The sequence below is a fragment of the Pedobacter sp. NO84 genome (assembly GCF_059703915.1).
The window spans coordinates 3,115,246-3,136,762 of sequence record NZ_AP046575.1; the positions used below are offsets into that span (position 1 = coordinate 3,115,246).

Below are 21,517 nucleotides of genomic sequence, written 5' to 3' on the forward strand. Positions count from 1 at the left end.
AGGCGGGGATGAATTAGCTAAAGGTTAATTAGCTAATCTTCAATTGATTGATAATTTCAACAAGAGTTAACTCCTGCTGTACGCCACTTTGCATATCCTTTAACGTAAGTTTTCCGCTTTGCATTTCATTATCTCCAATTAAGATAACAAAAGGAATATGCTTATCATCCGCATAGCTCATTTGTTTCTTCAGCTTCGCGGCAACAGGATATAACTCTGCGGCAATGTGTTTATCACGGAGCTGTTGCAGGATCGGCAGTGCGTAGATTTCTGCAGTTTCATCAAAATTACTGATCAAAACCTGTGTTCCTTGCTCTGCTGAAGCCGGAAAAAGGTTAAGCTCTTCAAGCACATCATAAATACGGTCAGCACCGAAAGAGATGCCAACCCCAGTTAAATCTTTTAGGCCAAACATCCCCGTAAGGTCATCATATCGGCCACCGCCACCAATGCTGCCCATGGCTACTTCATTGGTTTTAACTTCAAAGATACAACCAGTGTAATAGTTGAGACCGCGGGCTAGTGTGATATCCAAATCAATGGAAGATGGAAGAGGTAAAATGGAAGAGGTAAGTTTTTTAATATATGAGAAAACTTTCTTAATTTCTTCGATACCTTTCATGCCCACAGTGGAGTTCGCTAAAACACCTTTCAGACTTTCTAACTTTTCACTATTAGAACCTTCCAATAAAATTACGGGCTTTAACCTATCGATATCTCCCTCGGTAAAACCCCGTTCCATCAGTTCTTTGGTAACACCTTCAAACCCAATCTTATCCAATTTATCGATCGCAACTGTCATGTCTACGATCAATTCTGGCTTACCAATAATTTCGGCGATGCCGGATAAAATCTTACGGTTATTGATCTTAATTGTAAAATCATTTAAGCCCAAATTGCTAAGCGCTTCTTGATAGATCAGGATAAATTCTGCTTCGTTTAGTAGGGAAGAAGAGCCTACAACATCCGCATCGCACTGATAAAATTCACGGTATCTGCCTTTTTGCGGCCTATCTGCTCGCCAAACCGGTTGTACCTGGAATCGTTTGAACGGAAATGTAATATCGTTCTGATGCATCACCACATAGCGAGCGAAGGGAACGGTGAGGTCGTATCGAAGCGCTTTTTCAGAAATTTTCGAAGTAGTGAGTTGCGAGTTTCGGGTTGCGAGCAATGTATCTTCTACCTTTCCCAGATAATCACCACTATTCAAAATCTTAAAGATAAGTTTATCCCCCTCATCACCATATTTACCGGTTAAGGTTGCCAAATTCTCCATACTCGGTGTTTGGATTTCGGCATAACCATATTTCTTGAATACGGTTTTGATCGTATCAAAAATATAATTACGTTTCACCATTTCTTGTGGCGAAAAATCTCTGGTTCCCTTCGGTAAATTTGGTTTGGTAGTAGACATGGCGCAAAAGTACAAAAAAAGAGGTGGAAGATGGAAGAGGTAAGATGGAAAATGGAAGTAAGCGTCTCTTCCCTTTTCCATCTTACATTTCACATCATTTCACCGAGGCTGCCCACGCATCCATTTTGGTCTCGAATACACTTAGGGGTAGCGATCCGTCCTTTAATACTTCGGTATGGAAATCGACCAATTAAAATTTAGCCCCAAGTGAAGTTCTTATTGGTTTCGTTTGCAGGTTAACACCGGGCTTACAGGCACCAAATGCGATGAGCAGCCATGCTGCAAAATTAATCTATTCCTATTTTTAAGTATTGATTTGCTTTTTTAGGGGCAGTTTTTTCCTGTAGCTTAACTGTCGCCATATCCATTCTATGGGGCCATAATTGAATTTAGAAAGCCACCATTTACTAAAAAAGATCTGGAGAATGTAAACAATAAGTGCCAGCAATAAATAAAACCAAAGGGGATAAGAACTCCAAATACCAAGACCAAAACCTGAAAAAACCAGTAGCCCAATAACATTTTGCGTTAGGTAATTGGTTAACGTCATTTTGCCCATGTAAGAGAGATGCACAAAAAAGCTCTTTAACTTTCCAGCAATGTACAGCCAACAAATGCCGCTACCAATACAAACCATTGTGCTTAAAACCACCCAATAACGTAATTTAAAATGGTTTAAAAATTCCCATTTCTGATGTTGATAGAACATAAAAAACAGGGTAAAGAAAATAACCAATATCAAAGAAATCCAAAATGCACGAACAATGTAGCTGCGTTTACTCGCCAGCTCAACGAAAAATCTAATCTTATACAAGGTAAAGCCCCACAACATGCAGCAGAACATTACCAGATGAACAGTGTATAGATAGGGCTGGTAAACCATTTCGCCAAAATAAGTCCCTTTTAAACCAAAGGTTAAAACGTTTCTCAGGCTATGGCTTTGGTATAGGGGAAATAGTTTATTTACGATCTCCCATGATTTATCGTTTAATGAGCCTACATAGGCCGCAATTGGCGGGATGCCCAAAAACAATATTAGGCTTACTATAAATGTTGTTCTGGCGGATGTCCGGTAAAACAGCAGCAACAGTATTCCCAAGATTGCATAGTCTTTTAAAATATCACCAAAGAATATTGCACTATTGATAAAGGCTAGCACTAAGAGCCAAAACATTCTCCCGGTAAAAAAAGCGTAAGTATTATGACCTTTCTCTTTAATGTTGTTCATTAAAACCGCAAATCCGTAACCAAAAAGAAGGCTTAGTAAAGTCCATGATTTTGCCGAGAAAAAAGTATCGGTGATGAAAAACAATATGTTATCCAGTAGGCCAGGCTTAAATACCTCCCAATTCTGGTCTAGCGTAAAGAAATCTAGATAATTCATCAACACTACGCCCAGCAGGGCCCAGCCCCTTAAGATATCTACAATAAGCGTTCTGTTGGTTTGTTGAATGGGTTGGTTGAGAGCGGTTTCCATTTAGTTAAGGGTTTAACTAAAGGTAGGGGTTTTGGATGATAGATAAAGATTGAAACAATAAAGATTTAGTTCCGATCAATTTCTTGCATAATTTCACTGGTTCGGGTTAAGGCAGCAATAATTTTTTGGTAATGCAAAATATCATCGTAGTCTAACGTTCTACCTTTTCTATCTTTTAACCATTTTTGAGCAGGCTGGTATCCACCGATATAAAATTCCCAAGCGATTTTAGGTACACCACTAAAAAATTGGGTATCATTGATATAAACTGTACCGATCCCATCTGCCTCCAATTTAAAATAAGGTTTGTCTACATCACTAGTGCCAGGTTCAGGATATTGTGTAGTTTGATTTTCAACTTCCTCGCTTTCCAATAAGTGAATTTCTCTAAGCTTGGTTCCCAATTTTACCAGTCGCCAAAATTCTTTAGCGTCTGTTGGGTATGGAACACGAGGAAAATCGATTTTTAAAAATTCTTTATATTTTTCGCGATAGGATGGGCTATGTAGGATCGCATAAATATAATCAAGTAAATCTAGTGGTCCGAATATTTCGTTGTTTTCATTTTCCTTGGTTGCATCGTATTTTATATTGACGCCTTGAGCAATTTTGGACACGATTTCTGGATTGAGATTGGGTGTTCGTTCTAGTTCATCCATAGAAAGCTGATTAGTTTCTTGGGGATAGATGTAAAGTGGAAACATTGGGGCGCTTCCAAATTTTTTTGCAGTTCCTGTCAAATTACAATCAGTCGGTATTTTTGAGACAAAAACATGCTTAAAATCATCAGTAACCTGCCTAGGAACCAAAATTCCGATATTTTCTTGGAAAAGATGTTTCATCGTACTGTAAGCAGCTCTTCTTTGCAATGATTTGTCGTAATAACAACTGACAATATCAAATGGTCTATAATTAATTTTTTTGATTTTTGACACATCCCAATTACTAGACAAAAATTTATCAAGAAATCTAAAGCTTTCAGTATTTAATATCTCATAATCTAATACTGCTTTGTCTTTATTTATAAATGCAGCATCCATTTTTGAAATAAGCTCAGCTTCAAGCTTGGCATAGAAAAAATCATCCTTACCAGTTTCTATCCCATTATTATGAATATTAAAAAGGTCATCAATTTTAAAACCTAAATTATATTCGTCTCCATTTTTGAAATTTTTATCAGCGAAAAACCAACTTCCGTCATCATAATTCAACTCTTTCCAAGGAATTGAATTAATTGTATTGCTATTAAGGAGTTCATATTTAAAATCTCTTTTACCATAAATATCCCTATAAAAAACCTTACCTAAAACATTCGCTAATTTGTTCTTATGCTTTATGAAAATATTTATTGAAACTCCTTGCATAATATCAAATACATTTTGATCAACTTTCCCATCTGGAGAGGTTTCTTTTTTCTTTGCATCTCCATGCAAATTCATAATGTAAACTATATCAAAGCTTTCTAATAAATTCTTTCTCATCTGACGATGTATTAAACCATCCAAGAAACTATTATTAGATATGTAAGCTAATATCCCTTCCCCATTTTTATCTATAAAATGCTGCCCAAAACGAATAAATTTAATGTAATCATCAGACAAGGGTTGGATATTCTTTTCGTTGAGATTTTTCTTGTAATCGGCGGTTAAACCCTCTATCCATCTACTTTTATTAGAGCTGCTCACAGAATAGGGCGGATTTCCCACAATTACCATAACTGGAGTTTCATTTTTAATAAAATTAGCTTGATCCGCTTCTTCACTTAGCCACTGGCTAAATAAGTCCGTCTTATTCTCTGATCCTTCTTCCAAAGAATTAGTTAAAAAAATTCTGAAACGCTGATCTGTTGTGGCCTTGTAGTTGGTTTCTGTAAGAAGCATATCCAATTTCAGATGTGCCATTGCATAACTTGCCATTAACAACTCAAAGCCATTAAGCCGAGGGATTAAATGTTTGTCTACATAATTACTCCAGATTCCTTGTTGACCTTCAAATTTTTTATAAATATGTCTAACAACCTCAGCCAAGAATGTTCCAGTTCCAGTGGCAGGATCTAAAATTTGGACTTTATGAATTTCATGCTCAGTTTCAACTTCTTTTACTTTAGAACGTTGGTCGGCTGTTGCTTTAGTGACATGCTTCTTTTTAATCTTAATTTTGCTTGTATCAGCTAACCCATCCCTGAGATCAAATTCTGTTTTTAAAATATCATCAACAGCCCGGACAATAAAACTTACTACTGGCTGAGGGGTATACCATACCCCTCTTGCTTTACGCAATGCTGGATTATAGGCTGCCAAAAAAGTTTCGTAAAAGTGAACAACTGGATCTTCTTGCTTTGTATTTTTACCAAAATTCTGCATGATATCTGCTACATCAGTAGCCAAGAAAACATTTACTAATTCATCTACTATCCAAGCCAAACGATCGTCTAGATCGTAACCGGCTATATTCTGGAATAGTTTTCGTAAGAAAGGATTTGATTTTGGTATTAGTGTTGCTGCTTCTTGTCTGCTAAAAGTTGGCAAAGTTGGATCATGATACCTTGCAGCAAACATACCATATGCTATAGTTTGTGCATAGATATCTGAGAAGGCAGAATTATTGATGTCATGAATAAGCATTCGCTTGAAAGAGAGCATCTGTTTTTTCAAATTGGATTCCACTTTTAATTCATCATCATGATCAAGTGATTTTTTAATGACGTCAGCCATCAATTTTGCCTTACCCGCCATCATTTCTGCCAATTTAGTTGGGCTTTTAATGGTTTGGGAAATCGTTAACGCAAAGTTTTTAATTAACGATTCGAAAGTCGAGAAATTTTCAGGGATAGAAATTATAGTGCCATTTTCTATTCGTCCAATGGCAATTTTGGTGGTTAAGGCGCCATCTTTGTAGAAGTGAAAATCTAAGTAATCGGTAAAAATTAAATTATTTAATCCTGAACGATAACGGTCAAACTGCTCTTTGAGACCCTTACTTTGCAAATCAACTCCAATATCTTTGGCCTCAATATGTCCAACAGGAATGTCATTTCTCGAAAGCATGTAATCTGGAGCTCCGCAACTAATTCTGGCTGGTTCATTGCTTACCAAAATGTCTGGCAACAAATTCATTAATAGACTTTGAAGGTCTCCTCTATAAGTGTGTTCTCTACTTATGCCCGCTTTGTATCGACGATCGATAATATTTAGGTAATCTTGGATCTTCATAATCCAAGACTATTTTTATTAACCGATCTATTCTTCCCAATCCATTGGAGTGTAGGCATACAAAATTTACTGCACAAAAAAACGCAGGCTAATTATCTTGCTAGTTCTTTAAGGCCTCGGACCCTACCCACAAGCAAAACAACGCCCACGCACTTAGCGTGAACGTTAGCTTATACTTCCTGTAGGTATTGTGAATCTTCGAGCTTTCAGAATACAGGCTTTTCGCTAAACGTTATTTATATGGCTTTTTTAGTTGATGTATATTTTTCTATTTGTTTTATTGCTTCTGGTAAATAAAAACGTGGGTTAGTTACCTTGCTTGTATCCTGTAGGGGTTCGACACCCTAACCTACAAAGCAAAGCAACGCCCACGCTTTTGGCGTGAACGTTAGCTTATACTTCCCTGTAGGTACTATGAATTGTCGAACTTTCAGAATACAGGCTTTTCGCTAAACGTTATTTATATGTCTTATTACTAATTTATTCTTATCACCACTACTCTTCGCTTTCATCTAATTCTACCAATTCTACTTCGTGCACAAAAAGTTGTTGGGTTAAAAATAAGCCTTGATTGGCATACCTCACCTCAATACTATCTCCATCAATCCTAACCACCGAAAGATTGGTGCCCTGCATGATATGGCGATGCCTCACCAGATCTCCAATTTTAATTTCTTGTTTCTCCATAACTAGCTGGCAAAAAATGAGGCATAAAAAAAACGTGGGTTAGTTACGATGCTCGTATTCTGCGGGGCTCGACTCCCGTACCTACAAAGCAAAGTAACGCCCACGCTTTTGGCGTGAACGTTAGCTTAAACTTCCTGTAGGTATTTGAATCTTCGAGCTTTCAGAATACAGGCTTTTTCGCTAAACGCTTATTTTAAATGCTTTTTATCTAATCAATAGTTCTTCTTTTTGTTGGGTAAATATAGGAAAGGTTTTAGAAAATGCGAACCTTTATCAATCTTATAAAACATAATAAGTTGATTTGCTCAATTCGTTAAATAGAGCTCCAAAACAAAAAAGGCTCCGAATAATCGAAGCCTTTATATAAAGTTAACGTTTAACGCCAAAGGCTTAACGCCCTACGCTAACAACCTAATTGGCTCTTCCAATAATCCTTTTAAGGTTTGTAAGAATTGCGCTCCTGTTGCACCATCAACAACACGATGATCGCAACCTAAGGTTAGTTTCATTACATTTCCAGGCACTACTGCACCATTTTTTACTACTGGCACCTGTTGTATCGCACCAACTGATAAGATTGCACCGTCAGGAGAATTGATAATCGAAGTAAATTCATCAATACCAAACATCCCTAGGTTAGAAACGGTAAAGGTACTTCCTTCCCAATCTGCAGGTTGAAGTTTTTTTGCTTTTGCTTTCTGTCCAAAATCTTTTACTTCTGCCGAAATATGGGATAACGATTTACCGTCGGCAAAGCGAACCACAGGCACTAGTAATCCATCTTCAACCGCCATAGCCACACCAATGTTAGTATGCTCGTTGAAACGGATTTTATCGCCGCCCCATGACGAGTTTACTGCTGGATGTTTTTTTAATGCTACCGCGACTGCTTTAATTACTAAATCGTTAAATGAAACCTTTACTGGCGCCACTGCATTAATCTGCGTACGCGCAGCCATAGCCCCATCCATATCGATACTAATGGTTAAGTAAAAATGTGGGGCCGTAAACAAGCTTTCTGCTAAACGTTTAGCTATTATTTTCCGCATCTGCGAAACTGGAGCCTCAGTAAACTTCTCTTCCCCAACATAGGTTGGAATTACCGGTGCAGCGGTTTTTTCTGCAGGAGCCCTGCTTTCCGATTTAGGCGTTCCGCTTTCAGCTTGGCTAGCAGGCGCAGCCTTATAATTTTCTATATCTTTCTTAATGATCCTTCCACCATCGGCACTGCCGGCAACTTGGGCCAAATCAATTCCTTTTTCTTTCGCTATTTTCTTTGCCAAAGGCGATGCAATGATCCTTCCCCCATTGGCATTCGAAACTACTTTTGCAGGTTCTTCTGCTTTCGGTGAAGCTTCGGCAGAGGCTTCTGGTTTTTGTTCTTCGCTTTTAGCTTCTTCTTTCGGCTTTCCGCTTTCAGCTTTAGATGCAGGAGCTCCTCCTTGTGCTAATATCCCACTTACATCCGTTCCTTCTGGACCAACAATAGCAATAATACCATTTACTTTAGCGGCTTCACCTTTATTTACTCCGATATGCAAAAGTGTTCCCGTTGCATAGCCCATCACTTCCATGGTGGCCTTATCTGTTTCTACATCAGCTAAAACATCGTCGTCTTTTACGGTATCCCCCACTTTCTTATGCCACTCAGCAATTACGCCTTCGGTCATGGTATCGCTTAGCAAAGGCATACGAATTACCGTAATTCCCTTTTTGCTCAATTCTTCTTCACTCATGCCCCCACCTTGTGCAGGCGCGTCGCTTTCAACTTTTGTCTCTTTACTCTCAGCTTCTTCTGCTTTTGGTTCTTCACTTTCGGCTTTAGGCTTTTCGCTTTCAGCTCCTTTTTCAGCATCCAGCGCAGCTTGATAGTCTTCGCCTTCTTTACCGATCACTGCAATCACCGCATCAACCGGTACCGCTTTCCCCTCATCCACACCTATAAACAACAGCGTCCCATCCCAGTAGGATTCTAGATCCATCGTGGCTTTATCTGTTTCAACTTCGGCCAAAACATCGCCGCTCTTAACTTTATCGCCTACTTTTTTATGCCACTTTGCCATTACCCCTTCGGTCATGGTATCGCTCATCTTGGGCATTTTTACTATATCAGCCATTTATATATCTATTGAAATGCGTTTGTACTATTTATCTTGATAAGGGTAATCTGCTTGCATATATACATCTTTATAGAGTTCTGACGCGTCGGGCCAGGCAGATTCTTCGGCAAATTTTACAGATTCTTCGACAATCGCTTTCACCTTCTCTTCGATGTCGGTAATCCATTTGTCATCAGCATATTTTTCTTTCAGAATAACCTCTCTTACCTGTTCGATGGGGTCTTTCGCCTTATAGGTTTCCAACTCATCTTTAGTTCTATACTTTGCTGGATCAGACATTGAATGTCCACGATAACGATAGGTTCTCATTTCTAAGAAAGTTGGCCCCTCGCCTTTACGGGCACGTTGTATTGCTTCATCCATGGCAGTATGAACCGCAATCGGATCCATTCCATCAACCGGTGCGCAGGGCATATCAAAACCCAAACCAATCTTATAGATATCAGACATGTTTGTAGTACGTTCTACCGAGGTTCCCATGGCGTAACCGTTATTTTCGCAAACAAAAATCACCGGTAGTTTCCATAGCATAGCCATGTTAAAGGTTTCATTTAGGGCACCCTGTCTAACCGCACCATCACCCATGTAACAGATATTTACATTGTCTGTTCCTTTGTATTTTTCTGCAAATGCGATACCAGCGCCCAAAGGGATCTGACCGCCAACAATACCGTGTCCGCCATAAAAATTATGTTCTTTGCTAAAAATGTGCATCGAACCGCCTTTTCCTTTAGAACAACCCGTAATTTTACCATACATTTCGGCCATGATACTATTTGCACTCACACCTAAAGCTAGTGCATGTGCATGATCACGATAGGTAGTAATCATCGAATCACCTTTTTGCATGGCAGAAATCGCCCCAGCAACTACAGCTTCCTGTCCGATGTAGAGGTGACAAAATCCACGAATTTTCTGTTGTCCGTATAATTGCCCTGTTTTTTCTTCGAACTTCCGCATCAGCAACATCGATTCGAACCATTTCAAATAGGTATCCTTATTAATTTCTACTGCACTCATTATGTTGGCGTATTGATTTTTAATTTTATGAGAGCAAATCTAATTTTTTTTCTTGTATTTTAATGTACTTTATAGACTAAAATAGTCATTCCTCTCTTAAAAATTACTCTAAAATTTTGATTTTCGGACTGGGTTAAACAGCATGGAATAAATAGCTAAGAAAGGCAAGAATGTTTCGGTTTTTTAACTTCCCTTATTGTTGAAATATGATTCAATCCGCCCTAGGAATTCGCAAAATTTTATTCTGCCCCGCTCACACTTTACCTATAAAGAACGGTAACACCCCAAAGAAGGCAGAGAGTGGAAAACATTTAATTGAAAAGGCTATAACTTCTTTGTATCTGCGTACTTTGCCAAAGGGATGACACGAGTAAATTTACCGCAATTTATAGCTTAAAAAACCTCGAAATGTTAATAACTTTTATTAATTAGTTGAAACAATTTGGAAAACAGATACGAATGACGTATTTTTGGGAACCAACAATAAGCCCGTAGTGGTGTACGTTTAAGTGTAAGTGTCATTTACCCAAACTTAACAGTATAACATGATTAAAAAGTTTTTGTTTTCAATACTCATCGTTCTCTTCAGCTTAACTGCTGTACTAGCACAAAACAAGACAAAAGAAGAAAATAAATTAGAAGACCCAGATAATTTAGCCTCGCAATATTTCTCGCAGGTAATGGGTGTTGCGGTAAATGCAACTTCTAACATTAAACTTTACAAGTTTATTTACGAATGGATCGGCACGCCTTACAGCTTCGGTGGAAATACCAAGAAAGGCATTGATTGTTCGGCCTTCGCCAAAACAATTTACGATAAAGTTTTCAACACCACGATCTTAAGAAACTCTGGCGATATTTTCGGAATGACCATGCCTCTTTCTAAAGATGAACTTAAAGAAGGAGACTTAGTTTTCTTTAGAAGCAATGGCCGTAGGATTTCCCATGTTGGAGTTTACCTAGGCGATAATCGATTTGCACATGCCTCATCATCTCGAGGTGTTAAAATAAGTAACCTAAACGAACCTTATTATTCGAGGATCTTTTTTAAGGGCGGAAGAATATTAGAATCAGCCAAAAAAGATTTTGTAGAAGAATAGTTCTTCGGCAGTTTTTAGTTGCCAAGTGACAAAGAAATTAATCCTCCTACCATTAGGGGGATTTTTTATGGAATGAACATGAAGAAATTGGTAATTCTTTCCGTTTTTACAATCGCTGCGGCTTACCTTTTGATGAGCTGTCAGGGGCAAACTGAAGCCAAAGCAATACGAATTAAGCCTATCCCATTGGAGATGGTCGTGGAGGATCCAGATACTATAGATATTGTAGCCGTTGGCGATATGATGTTAGGATCGGCATTTCCAAGCAAGTTAAATCTGCCTCCAGACGATGCCCTCAATAGCTTTGTTGCGGTTGATAGCCTTTTAAAAGGCGATATTGTGTTTGGCAACCTCGAAGGTTGTTTCCTTAACTCTGGAAATTCTACCAAGTGTAAGGGCGTTGATCCAAACAATTGCTACGCCTTTAGAATGCCAGATCGCTATGCCCAAATTTATAAAAAAGCAGGTTTTAACCTATTAAGCGTTGCCAATAACCATGTTGGCGATTTTGATGCCAAAGGGCGAAAAAATACGGCAAAACTATTGGATTCTCTTCAGATCCATTATGCTGGCCAACTTAACAAGCCTTTCGAAATCTTTCAGATTGATAGTGTTAAATATGCCTTTTGTGCTTTTGCGCCCAATGAAAATACCGTATCCATTAAAAATATTGATAGTGCAAAAATGCTAGTTTCCATGCTAAAAAAACAAGCAGATATTGTTATCGTTTCATTTCACGGAGGGGCCGAAGGTCCAATTTATGAGCATGTAACCAGAAAAACGGAAATATTCGTTAAAGAAAATAGAGGTAATGTGTATGCATTTGCACATGGAGTAATAGACGCGGGCGCCGCCGTGGTCTTGGGCCACGGACCGCATGTAACCCGAGCGGTAGAAGTGTATAAAAATAAATTTATAGCTTATAGCCTAGGCAATTTCTGTACTTATGGTATGTTCAATCTAAAAGGTCCAAATGGATTTGCCCCACTCTTGCAGCTTAAGATTAATACCAAAGGCGATTTTTTGTATGCCGATATAGTTTCAGTAAAACAGGATAAAATCAATCGTTTAACGATCGACAAAGAAAATACCGCCTTTAAAAAAATACAAAGTTTAACTCAAATTGATTTTCCCGAAAGCAATTTAAGGTTTAAGGGTGTTCGAATCACCAGCAGCAGTAACTGAATATGGTTCCCATTAGTCCATTTGTTCACCAAGGTAACCAATGAACAAGTGAACTAATGAACAACGCTTAGGCTAGGCTTCGTCTTTCGTGTTGCGAACCAGCCCAATTCCTGCAAAGAAGAAAATAACGCCAATGATCCCAAAAATGATTAGTGCTCTGGCATCAGAACTGTGTTGTACAAAGCCCCAACCGGCATAAATTAATCCAATAATTCCTAAAATAGTTAGGATGGTTCCAAAAGTCCGTTTTACATTCATAGTTTTAAGTTTAATCATGGTATAACATCGGATCAAAGGTTTTTGTTTTACAACCAATAGCGCTAATGTTACATCGCTCTTCATCGTACGACCCAAAATTGTACTACTGTCCAGCGCATCAAATGCTTAGACTTTGCAATCCGTACTTTTTTTCATAATATTACTTTCTAAACCAACCATCATGATGTACGCCCCATATGTGCTGTTATTTTTCGGATTAATTGTTTTGTTCAGTTCTTTTGTAACTGTAAAACAGGGAACAATAGCAGTAATTACCATTTTCGGCAAATACCGCAGGCAGTTACGCCCAGGGTTGAGCCTCAAAATTCCACTAATAGAACAGATTCATTCCCGGATTTCTATTCAAAACCGTTCTGTAGAACTATCTTTCCAAGCCGTTACGCATGATCAGGCCAATGTATATTTTAAGGCGATGTTGCTTTATTCTGTACTTAACCATGATGAAGAGACGATTAAAAATGTGGCCTTTAAATTTGTGGATTCGACCAATTTAATGCAGGCGCTGATCAGAACAATCGAAGGATCTATCCGTGCCTATGTGGCCACCCAAAAACAGGCCAATGTATTGGCCCAAAGAAATGAAATTGTAGAGCATGTAAAACATCAGATTGATCAGGTTTTAGAAAGCTGGGGCTATCACCTTCAGGATCTCCAGTTAAATGATATCACATTCGATGATGAGATCATGCGCTCGATGAGCAGGGTTGTGGCTTCCAATAATTTAAAGGCAGCAGCCGAAAACGAAGGCCAGGCACTTTTGATCACAAAAACTAAAGGCGCAGAAGCTGATGGAAATGCCATTAAAATAGCTGCGGCAGCTGAAAGAGAAGCCGCCCAATTACGCGGACAAGGTATAGCCCTCTTTAGAGCAGAGGTGGCGCATGGAATGACCAAGGCCGCCCAGGAAATGGAGCAGGCCAATTTGGATATTTCGGTAATCTTATTCACCATGTGGACCGAATCCATTAAGCATTTCGCAGAAAACAGCGATGGTAATGTAATTTTCTTAGATGGCAGCACCGATGGAATGAACAAAACCATGAAAGAAATGATGTCGATGCAATTGGCAAGAGACAAAGAAAATACAGCTAAGAAAAAATAACCTGTGAGGTTTTAAAAACCTCACAGATTTATTAGGTCAACATCATAAGCATTTTTCCAATGCAAAAAGCCATTCCAAAATTGGAATGGCTTTATTAGTATACCCCTAAATGAGGGTAACCGAAAAGTCTACTAATGCTTACTTATTATAGGCAGGCACATTTGAAATTTTTGTGTTCTCAGTCATCTTCATCAGATCGGCCATAACTTTTAGGCTTTCTTCCTCCACATAATCAAAAGGCTCTTCTTTAGTTGCTTTGTCGCCTTTTTTAACTGCAGCAAGTCCTCTTGCAGCTCTTAGGGCATTTAAACGAGCTAAGTTTTTACTTTCCAACGCGTCTCTCTCTGCTTTTAGTTTAGCTTCGTTTAATGTAATCGAAGTTTCTTTATCACGTTTTTTTGCTTCAATGATATCTTCTTCAACGGCTTTATTTTCTAAAGAGGTGCTCATGCGTTGATTGTGCAATTTTAATAATTCACCTTTAATCATGGCCAAATTGGCAACAGATTGATAATTCGAAGCTTTGATAATATCGAATGGCAATGCCGATGGCTCAGTATCCTCACCAATCTTATCTAACGGATAAAGTGATGGAAAAGTGATATCTGGTGTAACCCCTTTATGTTGTGTACTAGACCCATTGATGCGATAGAATTTTGCCATGGTTAAACTTAGCTGACCCAGTTGTGGAACGCCATCTTTATCTAAAATTGGCCCACTATTTTGATCAGGGATAGTAACCTTAGTTGTGCCTGCAGGTTTATTTTTAATAGAAGCTATCATTTTCTGCAAGATTGCCGGATCTACCATATCATTTAAGGCAATTACTTGCTGTACGGTTCCCTTGCCATAAGACTGGGTACCCATAATCACACCACGTCCGTAATCTTGGATGGCACCAGCAAAGATTTCAGAGGCAGACGCACTTAATCTGTCGATCATAACCCCAAAAGGGCCAGTCCATGCTGCGCCAGCATTTTTATCTTCACTTACTTTAATGCTATTGTTATAGTCCCTCACTTGAACGACAGGTCCCTTATCAATAAACAATCCTGTTAAATCTATTGCTTCAGGCAACGAACCACCGCCATTTGCACGAAGATCCATCACAATAGCGTCTACTTTATCTATATTTTTTAACGTATCAATTAATAATTTTACGTCGCGTGTTGTGCTTTTATAATTTTTATCGCCAGCGTACATGGCTTTCCAATCTGCATAAAATGCAGGGACGTCGAGAATTCCGATTTTATAAGTTTTATCACCCGACTGAATAGTTTTAACAGACTTTTTGGCAGATTGATCTGCTAGAATGATCTTGTCCCTAACCAGGGTAACAATTATCGGCTTAGAAGAAAGCTCCTGTCCTACCGGGATAATTTTAAGTCGTACTGTAGTACCTTTAGGACCTTTGACCTTTGATACCGTATTATCTATTCTCCAACCTACCACATCAACAAACTCACCATCTACTCCCTGCGCAACCCCAACAATACGATCTCCTGCATTTAACTGTTTGCTTTTAAAAGCGGGGCTTCCCGGAACAATTGAAACGATTTTAGTAATTTCGTTTTCCAATTGTAACGTTGCACCAATTCCTTCCAAAGAGCGAGACATTTCTTGGTTGAATTTTTCGGCGTTTTGTGGATTAAAATAATTGGTGTGCGGGTCTACTGCTTCGGTTAACGCATCCATCAAGGTCTGGAATACATCCTGATTATTAAATTTAGCAGCCTGACTTTTTAAACTTTCGTAACGCTTGGTTAAGGTCTCATAATTCTTATTTTGATCTGTACCGGCTATTTTTAGGTTAACCAACTCATATTTAACACGTTTTTTCCAAAGATCATCCAATGACGTGCTACTGCTCACCCAGTCCATCTTCTCTCTATCATAAACATAGGTATCGTCTTGGTTAAAATCATATTTGGCTTTAATCTGCGATAAAGAATAATCGATACGTTCGTTATACCTTTTTAAATACACATTAAAGATGTAGAACGGAACACTTAGGTCGCCATTTCTAAAATCATCATCCAACGCCGTTCTATACTTTTCAAATTCTTTGACATCGCTTGCTAAAAAATAATATTTAGACGGATCTAAGGCCTTGATATACCGGTCTAATATAATAGATGAAATAGAATCATTAAGCTTAATGTGCTTGTAATTATAATTTTCGATCAGAGATACTACCTGTCTACAAGCTAGGCTCTGCTGCTCATCAGGTTTAATATTCTGAACTCCATCAACCAACTTTTGGGGTTTTGGCGATGCGCTACAGGCAAGTGCTGCGGCTGTAAATGTTATCATCAATACTCTTCTCAACATCTCTTTTACAAATTTAAGTTCCATTCTTACAAAATCATCATCCAATATGATACCAATTTCTTAAATAAACAAAAAAGATACAGTTTTAGTCTGTATCTTTTTTGTAATTTTTATGATGGCATAAAGTTATTGAGGGCATTAATCTGTTTTTAGCGTCTCATAATACCAATGAACTAGCCTTCTGAATTACATCCTTTTTCTTTACCAACGGTAGAGGTTTATTTTTTGAGCGATTGTTTTTCTGCGATTGCAGACCTACTGCTTTTTATTTGTTGGGCAAATTGGGTAATTCTTGCATTTTTAGCCAATAATTCGGCTCTATTTACATCTTTAATAGCAAGACTATACTCTTTCTTCTTGATTTTGATCATTGCAATACCTAATACAGAATCAATATATGATGTATTGTTTTTTAATTGTTGGGCTACGATCCCTTGTTGGGTGTAGAACCAAAGTGATTGCGTTAACTTGTTTGCCGCATAATAGATTTTACCCAATTGGTTGTATGACGCCATTTGGCCAGACATGCTTCCAATGCGCGAATAGGTTTTGAGCGCAGCATTTAATACCACCTGTTCTGCTTCGGTATAATGCAGTAATAAGAGGTGCACATTACTCATTCTAAGTAGAGCGGCCCCATATCTGCTGAATTTCTTTTCGTTATTATATTCAAAGGCCGCTTTTCCAAAAAGGGTTAGAGCCTCATTTAAATCGCCCCGCTTTTCATTTTTCTCTGCATCGGCAAAAAATTCATCTCCATCAGATTCATTATATGTAGAAACAGAAATATTGATAGCTGTTCCAACCTGTATATCCTGAGGCCCAGAATTGATATTCTGAGCATTGCCATTAGAAACAAAAATTAAGCTAACAAGCGTTAAATAAATTTTATTCATCCTATAAAGGTAGGTAAAAAAATTTAGTTAAATACCTCAACTTCTGCATCAAATGATGCCCAAACCATATACGGATGGGAATCGCAATGATAGATCTCGCCATCTGCCGCAATTCCAATCACACCAGCGAAGCCATCAAAGGCCTTAAGCTCATCGAACGATTTATCGCAGGCTGCTTTTAGCGTAAAGCCATCGCTTACACGGGTCGCAATTTTTGCTGCGAGGGCGCCGCTCACAATGTCCTCTCCCACTCCCGTACAAGAGATCGCTGCAAAGTTTGTTGCAAAATTGCCTGCAACTGTGGCCGAATCACTAACGCGACAAGGAATTTCAAATCCTTTTCCACCAGTTGATGTGCCGGCAGCCAAGTTCCCATCAGCATCCAATGCTACGCAACCAACTGTCCCTTTCCTTTCCTTTTGATTACGTTTTTCTTCGAATTCAGTTTGTCTTTGGGGAGTAATCGGATTGAAGTACTCGAAATTATTTTTTCTGGCGAAGGCTAATGCACCTTCTCCACTTAAAACCGTATCTTCATAATTAAGCAGCATTTTTGCTATCTCAATAGGATGTTCCACATCTTCTATATTAATTACGCCACTAAATTTTTGTGTTTTTCCATCCATTAAGGAAGCGCTTAATCTCACTTTTCCATCACTTTGGATCTGAGAACCAATGCCGGCATTAAACAGCTCATTATCTTCCAATAAACCAACTGCATATACGACCGTTTCTACAGCGCTGTGTTCTTTTAAAAATTGGGCCGCTTTTTCAACAATCTCAACCAACGCATCTTGTTTCGCTTTTTTTGTTTCTTGATTGGTTGATGATTCGCTAAAAAAACCCCCATGGATGATTAGTTTCATAGTTTGAGTGTTGGGCGTCTGGCGTTGAGCGTAGGTATCGTTTATCGCTTATCGCAAGACGCTATTCTGTAGGTACCACTTTGGGATGCTGAATAATCAGTTGGTGGCTCTTAAGGTCGTAGCTATCTCCATCGCACATCACGTGTACCACCATATTCTTGATAGAAACCGGCTGTCCCATTTCTACATCTGTGAGGTTAGTATCGGCCATCAAACGTCCATCAACTAAAATTACCATTCCAGACCCTATCGCCTCCATTGTGTTTTCGTGGATATAAAGCCCGGTATCTTCTCCCAAACCTATCCCTAAAATCCCTGGATTGCTGGCCGCTGCGTACAATAACCTTCCTATTCTTCCTCTTTGAACAAAGTGAGTATCAACAATTACATCATCTATAAAGCCTAGTCCGCCAGTAATTTTAACCTCTCCCTTTAACAGCGCATCTTTACTACTTCCTTGATAGATCATGTTTTTTGAACTTGCCGCAGCACCTGCTGATGTACCAGCGATCACAATGTGGGTATTTTGGTATTTGTCTAGCAAAATGCGATGGATTTCTGTGCCTCCAAAAATTGAAGTTAATCGCAGTTGATCGCCACCGGTAAAAATAATTACATCGGCCAGCTTGATCCGCTCGGCATACTGGGTCTTATTTGCTTCCTCCCTACTTCCAATGTTAAGCACACCTACGTCATGTACATCCAATTGTGCAAAAGCTTTGATGTATTCTTCTCCCACTTTCTCCGGAATTAGCGAAGCGGTAGTCATAATTTCAAATCGCGAATCATTGCCCTTTATCGATTCTGTTGTAATTCTCTTCAAAATTCCACGCTCGAAAAAGTTCATGTTTTGTGGCAATCCGAACTGTGTTTCGGCAAAACTTCCCGTATTTATCGCACCACCAATTATTATTAATTTCCCTTTTGGAGCCATTCTTCTCTATAGATTTTCGCTAAAATGCCAAAATTATGGGCATTAGCCTAATAATTTACATTATTTTTATCAATATTATACTTTTAATTAACATTCCACATCTGCTTTTGATTTATTTATTTATCGTAAGATTATTAAACTTTAAGCGGCTGATTGGGGTTAATTTGGAAAAAAATTTATACTTTAAGTTTTCTATGAGAACTTGCTCCTATTGAGCCAAATCCGTTTTAAAAAAAATCAAGATAAAAATGAAGATATTAGGCATACAGGTGCTACGAGGACCAAATATCTGGTCGATAAACAGGAAGAAATTGATCCAAATGCGTTTAGATTTAGAGGATTTAGAGCAGCGTCCTACCAATTTAATCCCTGGTTTCAGAGAAAGAATTGAAAAATTAATCCCCAGCATCCAGTCTCACCGTTGTTCTAAAAGTGCTCCGGGCGGTTTTTTGTTACGGGTAGAGGAAGGCACGTGGATGGGCCATGTAATTGAACATATTGCTTTAGAGATCCAGACCTTGGCAGGAATGGAGACCGGGTTTGGAAGAACCCGTGAAACCAAAACAGGGGGCATTTATAACGTGGTGTTCAGTTACCTGGAGGAAAAAGCAGGTGTTTTTGCTGCCGAATCTTCGGTACGAATTGCAGAAGCATTAATTGCTGATAAGGATTACGATCTGGATTCTGATATCCAGCGTATGCGCGAGCTTAGGGAATCGGAGCGGCTCGGACCAAGCACAGGTTCGATTGTTGATGAAGCTATTGCAAGGGATATTCCCTGGATTAGGCTTAACAAAAGTTCATTGGTGCAATTGGGTTATGGAAAAAACCAGGTGCGTTTTAGGGCAACCATGACAGAAAGGACAAGCAGTATTGCCGTAGACATTGCCGGAAATAAAGACGAAACCAAACGTTTACTTGGCGATGCCGCCATCCCCGTAGCAAAGGGTGTTACCGTATCAACTATAGATGATGTATATAGTGCGCTAAAAAGCGTAGGCTTTCCTCTGGTATTTAAGCCCTTAGACGGGAACCACGGGAAAGGGGCCACCATCAACGTTAAAACGGAGGCTGAAGCAGTAGCCGCTTTTCATTATGCAAAAGAATATTCTAGGCGCATTATCGTAGAACGATTTATTACTGGGCATGATTTTAGGGTGTTGGTGATTGATCATAAAATGGTAGCAGCCGCGCTAAGAGTTCCTGCACATGTGAAAGGCGATGGAAAAAGTACTGTTCAGCAATTGATAGATAAAGAGAACGAAGATCCTCGCCGCGGTTATGGGCACGAAAATGTACTTACCGAAATTACTGTGGATCGTGATACCGAAGATCTGCTAGAGAAAAAAGGCTACACACTAGAAACTGTTGCACCAAAGGGCGAAATTGTTTACCTCAAATCTACCGCTAATTTAAGTACTGGTGGTACCTCAATAGATGTTACCGACCAGGTTCACCCACAAAATGTTTTCAATTGCGAAAGAATTTCAAGAATTGTGGGCTTGGATATTTGCGGAATAGACATTATGGCGCAGAATTTAACAGAGCCGTTAACAGAAAATGGAGGTGTTGTTTTAGAGGTTAACGCTGCCCCAGGATTTAGGATGCACTTGGCGCCGAGCGAAGGCCTTCCACGGAATGTGGCCGCACCCGTAATCGATATGCTTTATCCCCCTGGTAAATCTGCACGCATCCCAATAATTGCAGTAACAGGAACGAACGGAAAAACAACCACCACCCGGTTAATAGCCCACATTGTTAAAAATAATGGCAGCAGGGTTGGTTTTACTACTTCAGATGGGATTTATGTTCAGAATACACTTTTAATGAAAGGGGACACTACTGGTCCTTTTAGCGCTGAGTTTATTTTGAAAGATCCAACTGTTGAGGTTGCAGTGCTTGAAACTGCTCGGGGAGGGATTTTAAGATCGGGATTAGGCTTTAATAAATGTGACATTGGAGTAGTAACAAATATTCAGGAAGATCACCTTGGAATTTCAGATATCCATAACCTTGATGACCTTACCCGTGTTAAATCTGTAATAATAGGAGCTGTTAAAAGAAATGGATGGGCAGTTCTTAATGCCGACAACGAATATTGCCTCCGAATAGCAGAAAGTGCTGATTGTAACATCTCTTATTTTAGCATGGACGAAAAAAATCCTGTAATAAAAGAGCATTGCAAAAAAGGGGGCATCGCAGCGATCTATGAAAATGGGTATATCACCATTAAAAAGGGCGACTGGAAAATAAGGGTTGAGAAAGCTACACACGTACCCCTAACCTTTAATGGTTCTGTTGGATTTATGATCCAAAATGTGCTGGCCGCAACGTTAACCACATTTTTATGGGGCTATAAAACGGAAGATATCCGTACATCATTAGAAACTTTTATTCCTTCTGCGGCACATACCCCTGGAAGAATGAATATCTTTAAATTTAAGGATTTTAAGGTTCTAGTAGATTTTGCCCATAATCCCGATGGTTTTAACGGCATCAAAGCCTACTTAAAAACAGTAGAAGCCACCGAGCATGTAGGTGTGATTTCGGGTACTGGAGATAGAAGGGACGAAGATATTATTGAAACAGCGCGTATCGCAGCACAAATGTTTGATAAGGTGATCATTTGTCAAGAGAAATATTTAAGAGGTAGATCACAACAAGAGTTGATTGATCTGTTGCTCAAAGGTTTGAAGGAGATTAAGCCAAACATGCCTATAGAAATTAATAATGATGGCGAAGATTGTATGAAAAAGCTGATGAAAAACCCAACACCTGGCTCGTTCATTACCATTTTAAGTGATTCAATCCATAATGCAATTGAAAAAGCAACACATTACCTAGATAAAGAACTAGACAGGAAATAAAAGAAGAGACATAGCTTTATAGAC

General features: G+C 38.9%; 15 protein-coding genes. 4 read left to right on the forward strand and 11 right to left on the reverse strand.

The annotated features are described in order from the left end of the window. Positions 1-28 precede the first annotated feature (28 nt). From hisS to pdhA, 6 genes are all read right to left on the reverse strand, one after another. The gene (gene hisS, locus AC6H0V_RS13690) at positions 29-1,417 is read right to left on the reverse strand and encodes a histidine--tRNA ligase (protein ID WP_497560753.1); all 1,389 of its coding nucleotides are present in this window, start codon (positions 1,415-1,417) and stop codon (positions 29-31) included. A gap of 304 nt (positions 1,418-1,721) precedes the next feature. Beyond that, a complete protein-coding gene (locus AC6H0V_RS13695; protein ID WP_497560754.1) occupies positions 1,722-2,894 on the reverse strand; it encodes a DUF418 domain-containing protein in 1,173 nt (390 codons plus the stop codon). 65 nt (positions 2,895-2,959) lie between these two features. Next, a complete protein-coding gene (locus AC6H0V_RS13700; protein WP_497563384.1) occupies positions 2,960-5,632 on the reverse strand; it encodes a type ISP restriction/modification enzyme in 2,673 nt (890 codons plus the stop codon). Between the two features lie 969 nt (positions 5,633-6,601). Continuing rightward, entirely contained in the window at positions 6,602-6,793 is a 192-nt protein-coding gene (locus tag AC6H0V_RS13705; protein WP_497560755.1) for a hypothetical protein, read from the reverse strand. 398 nt (positions 6,794-7,191) lie between these two features. After that, positions 7,192-8,910, reverse strand: coding sequence for a pyruvate dehydrogenase complex dihydrolipoamide acetyltransferase (locus AC6H0V_RS13710; RefSeq protein WP_497560756.1), 1,719 nt, complete (start codon positions 8,908-8,910; stop codon positions 7,192-7,194). Positions 8,911-8,937: 27 nt separating this feature from the next. After that, entirely contained in the window at positions 8,938-9,933 is a 996-nt protein-coding gene (pdhA, locus tag AC6H0V_RS13715; RefSeq protein ID WP_497560757.1) for a pyruvate dehydrogenase (acetyl-transferring) E1 component subunit alpha, read from the reverse strand. A 545-nt stretch (positions 9,934-10,478) separates the two neighbouring features. Here pdhA and AC6H0V_RS13720 point away from each other — a divergent pair. Both AC6H0V_RS13720 and AC6H0V_RS13725 read left to right on the forward strand, forming a co-directional pair. Further along, positions 10,479-11,033, forward strand: coding sequence for a C40 family peptidase (locus AC6H0V_RS13720; RefSeq protein ID WP_497560758.1), 555 nt, complete (start codon positions 10,479-10,481; stop codon positions 11,031-11,033). 78 nt (positions 11,034-11,111) lie between these two features. Next, entirely contained in the window at positions 11,112-12,218 is a 1,107-nt protein-coding gene (locus tag AC6H0V_RS13725) for a CapA family protein (protein ID WP_497560759.1), read from the forward strand. A gap of 72 nt (positions 12,219-12,290) precedes the next feature. Here AC6H0V_RS13725 and AC6H0V_RS13730 read toward each other — a convergent pair whose 3' ends face one another. Further along, entirely contained in the window at positions 12,291-12,476 is a 186-nt protein-coding gene (locus AC6H0V_RS13730) for a hypothetical protein (RefSeq protein ID WP_497560760.1), read from the reverse strand. A 181-nt stretch (positions 12,477-12,657) separates the two neighbouring features. On the opposite strand from AC6H0V_RS13730, the gene AC6H0V_RS13735 reads away from it, so the two are divergent. Next, positions 12,658-13,599 carry an SPFH domain-containing protein gene (locus tag AC6H0V_RS13735; RefSeq protein WP_497560761.1) on the forward strand — a complete coding sequence of 314 codons (942 nt, stop codon included), beginning with the start codon at positions 12,658-12,660 and terminating at the stop codon, positions 13,597-13,599. A 138-nt stretch (positions 13,600-13,737) separates the two neighbouring features. On the opposite strand, the gene AC6H0V_RS13740 is transcribed toward AC6H0V_RS13735, so the two are convergent. From AC6H0V_RS13740 to AC6H0V_RS13755, 4 genes are all read right to left on the reverse strand, one after another. Next, positions 13,738-15,954 carry a carboxy terminal-processing peptidase gene (locus AC6H0V_RS13740; RefSeq protein WP_497560762.1) on the reverse strand — a complete coding sequence of 739 codons (2,217 nt, stop codon included), beginning with the start codon at positions 15,952-15,954 and terminating at the stop codon, positions 13,738-13,740. Between the two features lie 194 nt (positions 15,955-16,148). After that, a complete protein-coding gene (locus AC6H0V_RS13745; protein WP_497560763.1) occupies positions 16,149-16,826 on the reverse strand; it encodes a hypothetical protein in 678 nt (225 codons plus the stop codon). Positions 16,827-16,849: 23 nt separating this feature from the next. Then, positions 16,850-17,692, reverse strand: a complete 843-nt coding sequence (locus tag AC6H0V_RS13750) for an isoaspartyl peptidase/L-asparaginase (protein WP_497560764.1) — start codon at positions 17,690-17,692, stop codon at positions 16,850-16,852. 61 nt (positions 17,693-17,753) lie between these two features. Further along, positions 17,754-18,626, reverse strand: a complete 873-nt coding sequence (locus tag AC6H0V_RS13755; RefSeq protein WP_497560765.1) for a cyanophycinase — start codon at positions 18,624-18,626, stop codon at positions 17,754-17,756. A gap of 248 nt (positions 18,627-18,874) precedes the next feature. On the opposite strand from AC6H0V_RS13755, the gene cphA reads away from it, so the two are divergent. After that, positions 18,875-21,493, forward strand: coding sequence for a cyanophycin synthetase (cphA, locus tag AC6H0V_RS13760; RefSeq protein WP_497560766.1), 2,619 nt, complete (start codon positions 18,875-18,877; stop codon positions 21,491-21,493). Positions 21,494-21,517: the final 24 nt, after the last annotated feature.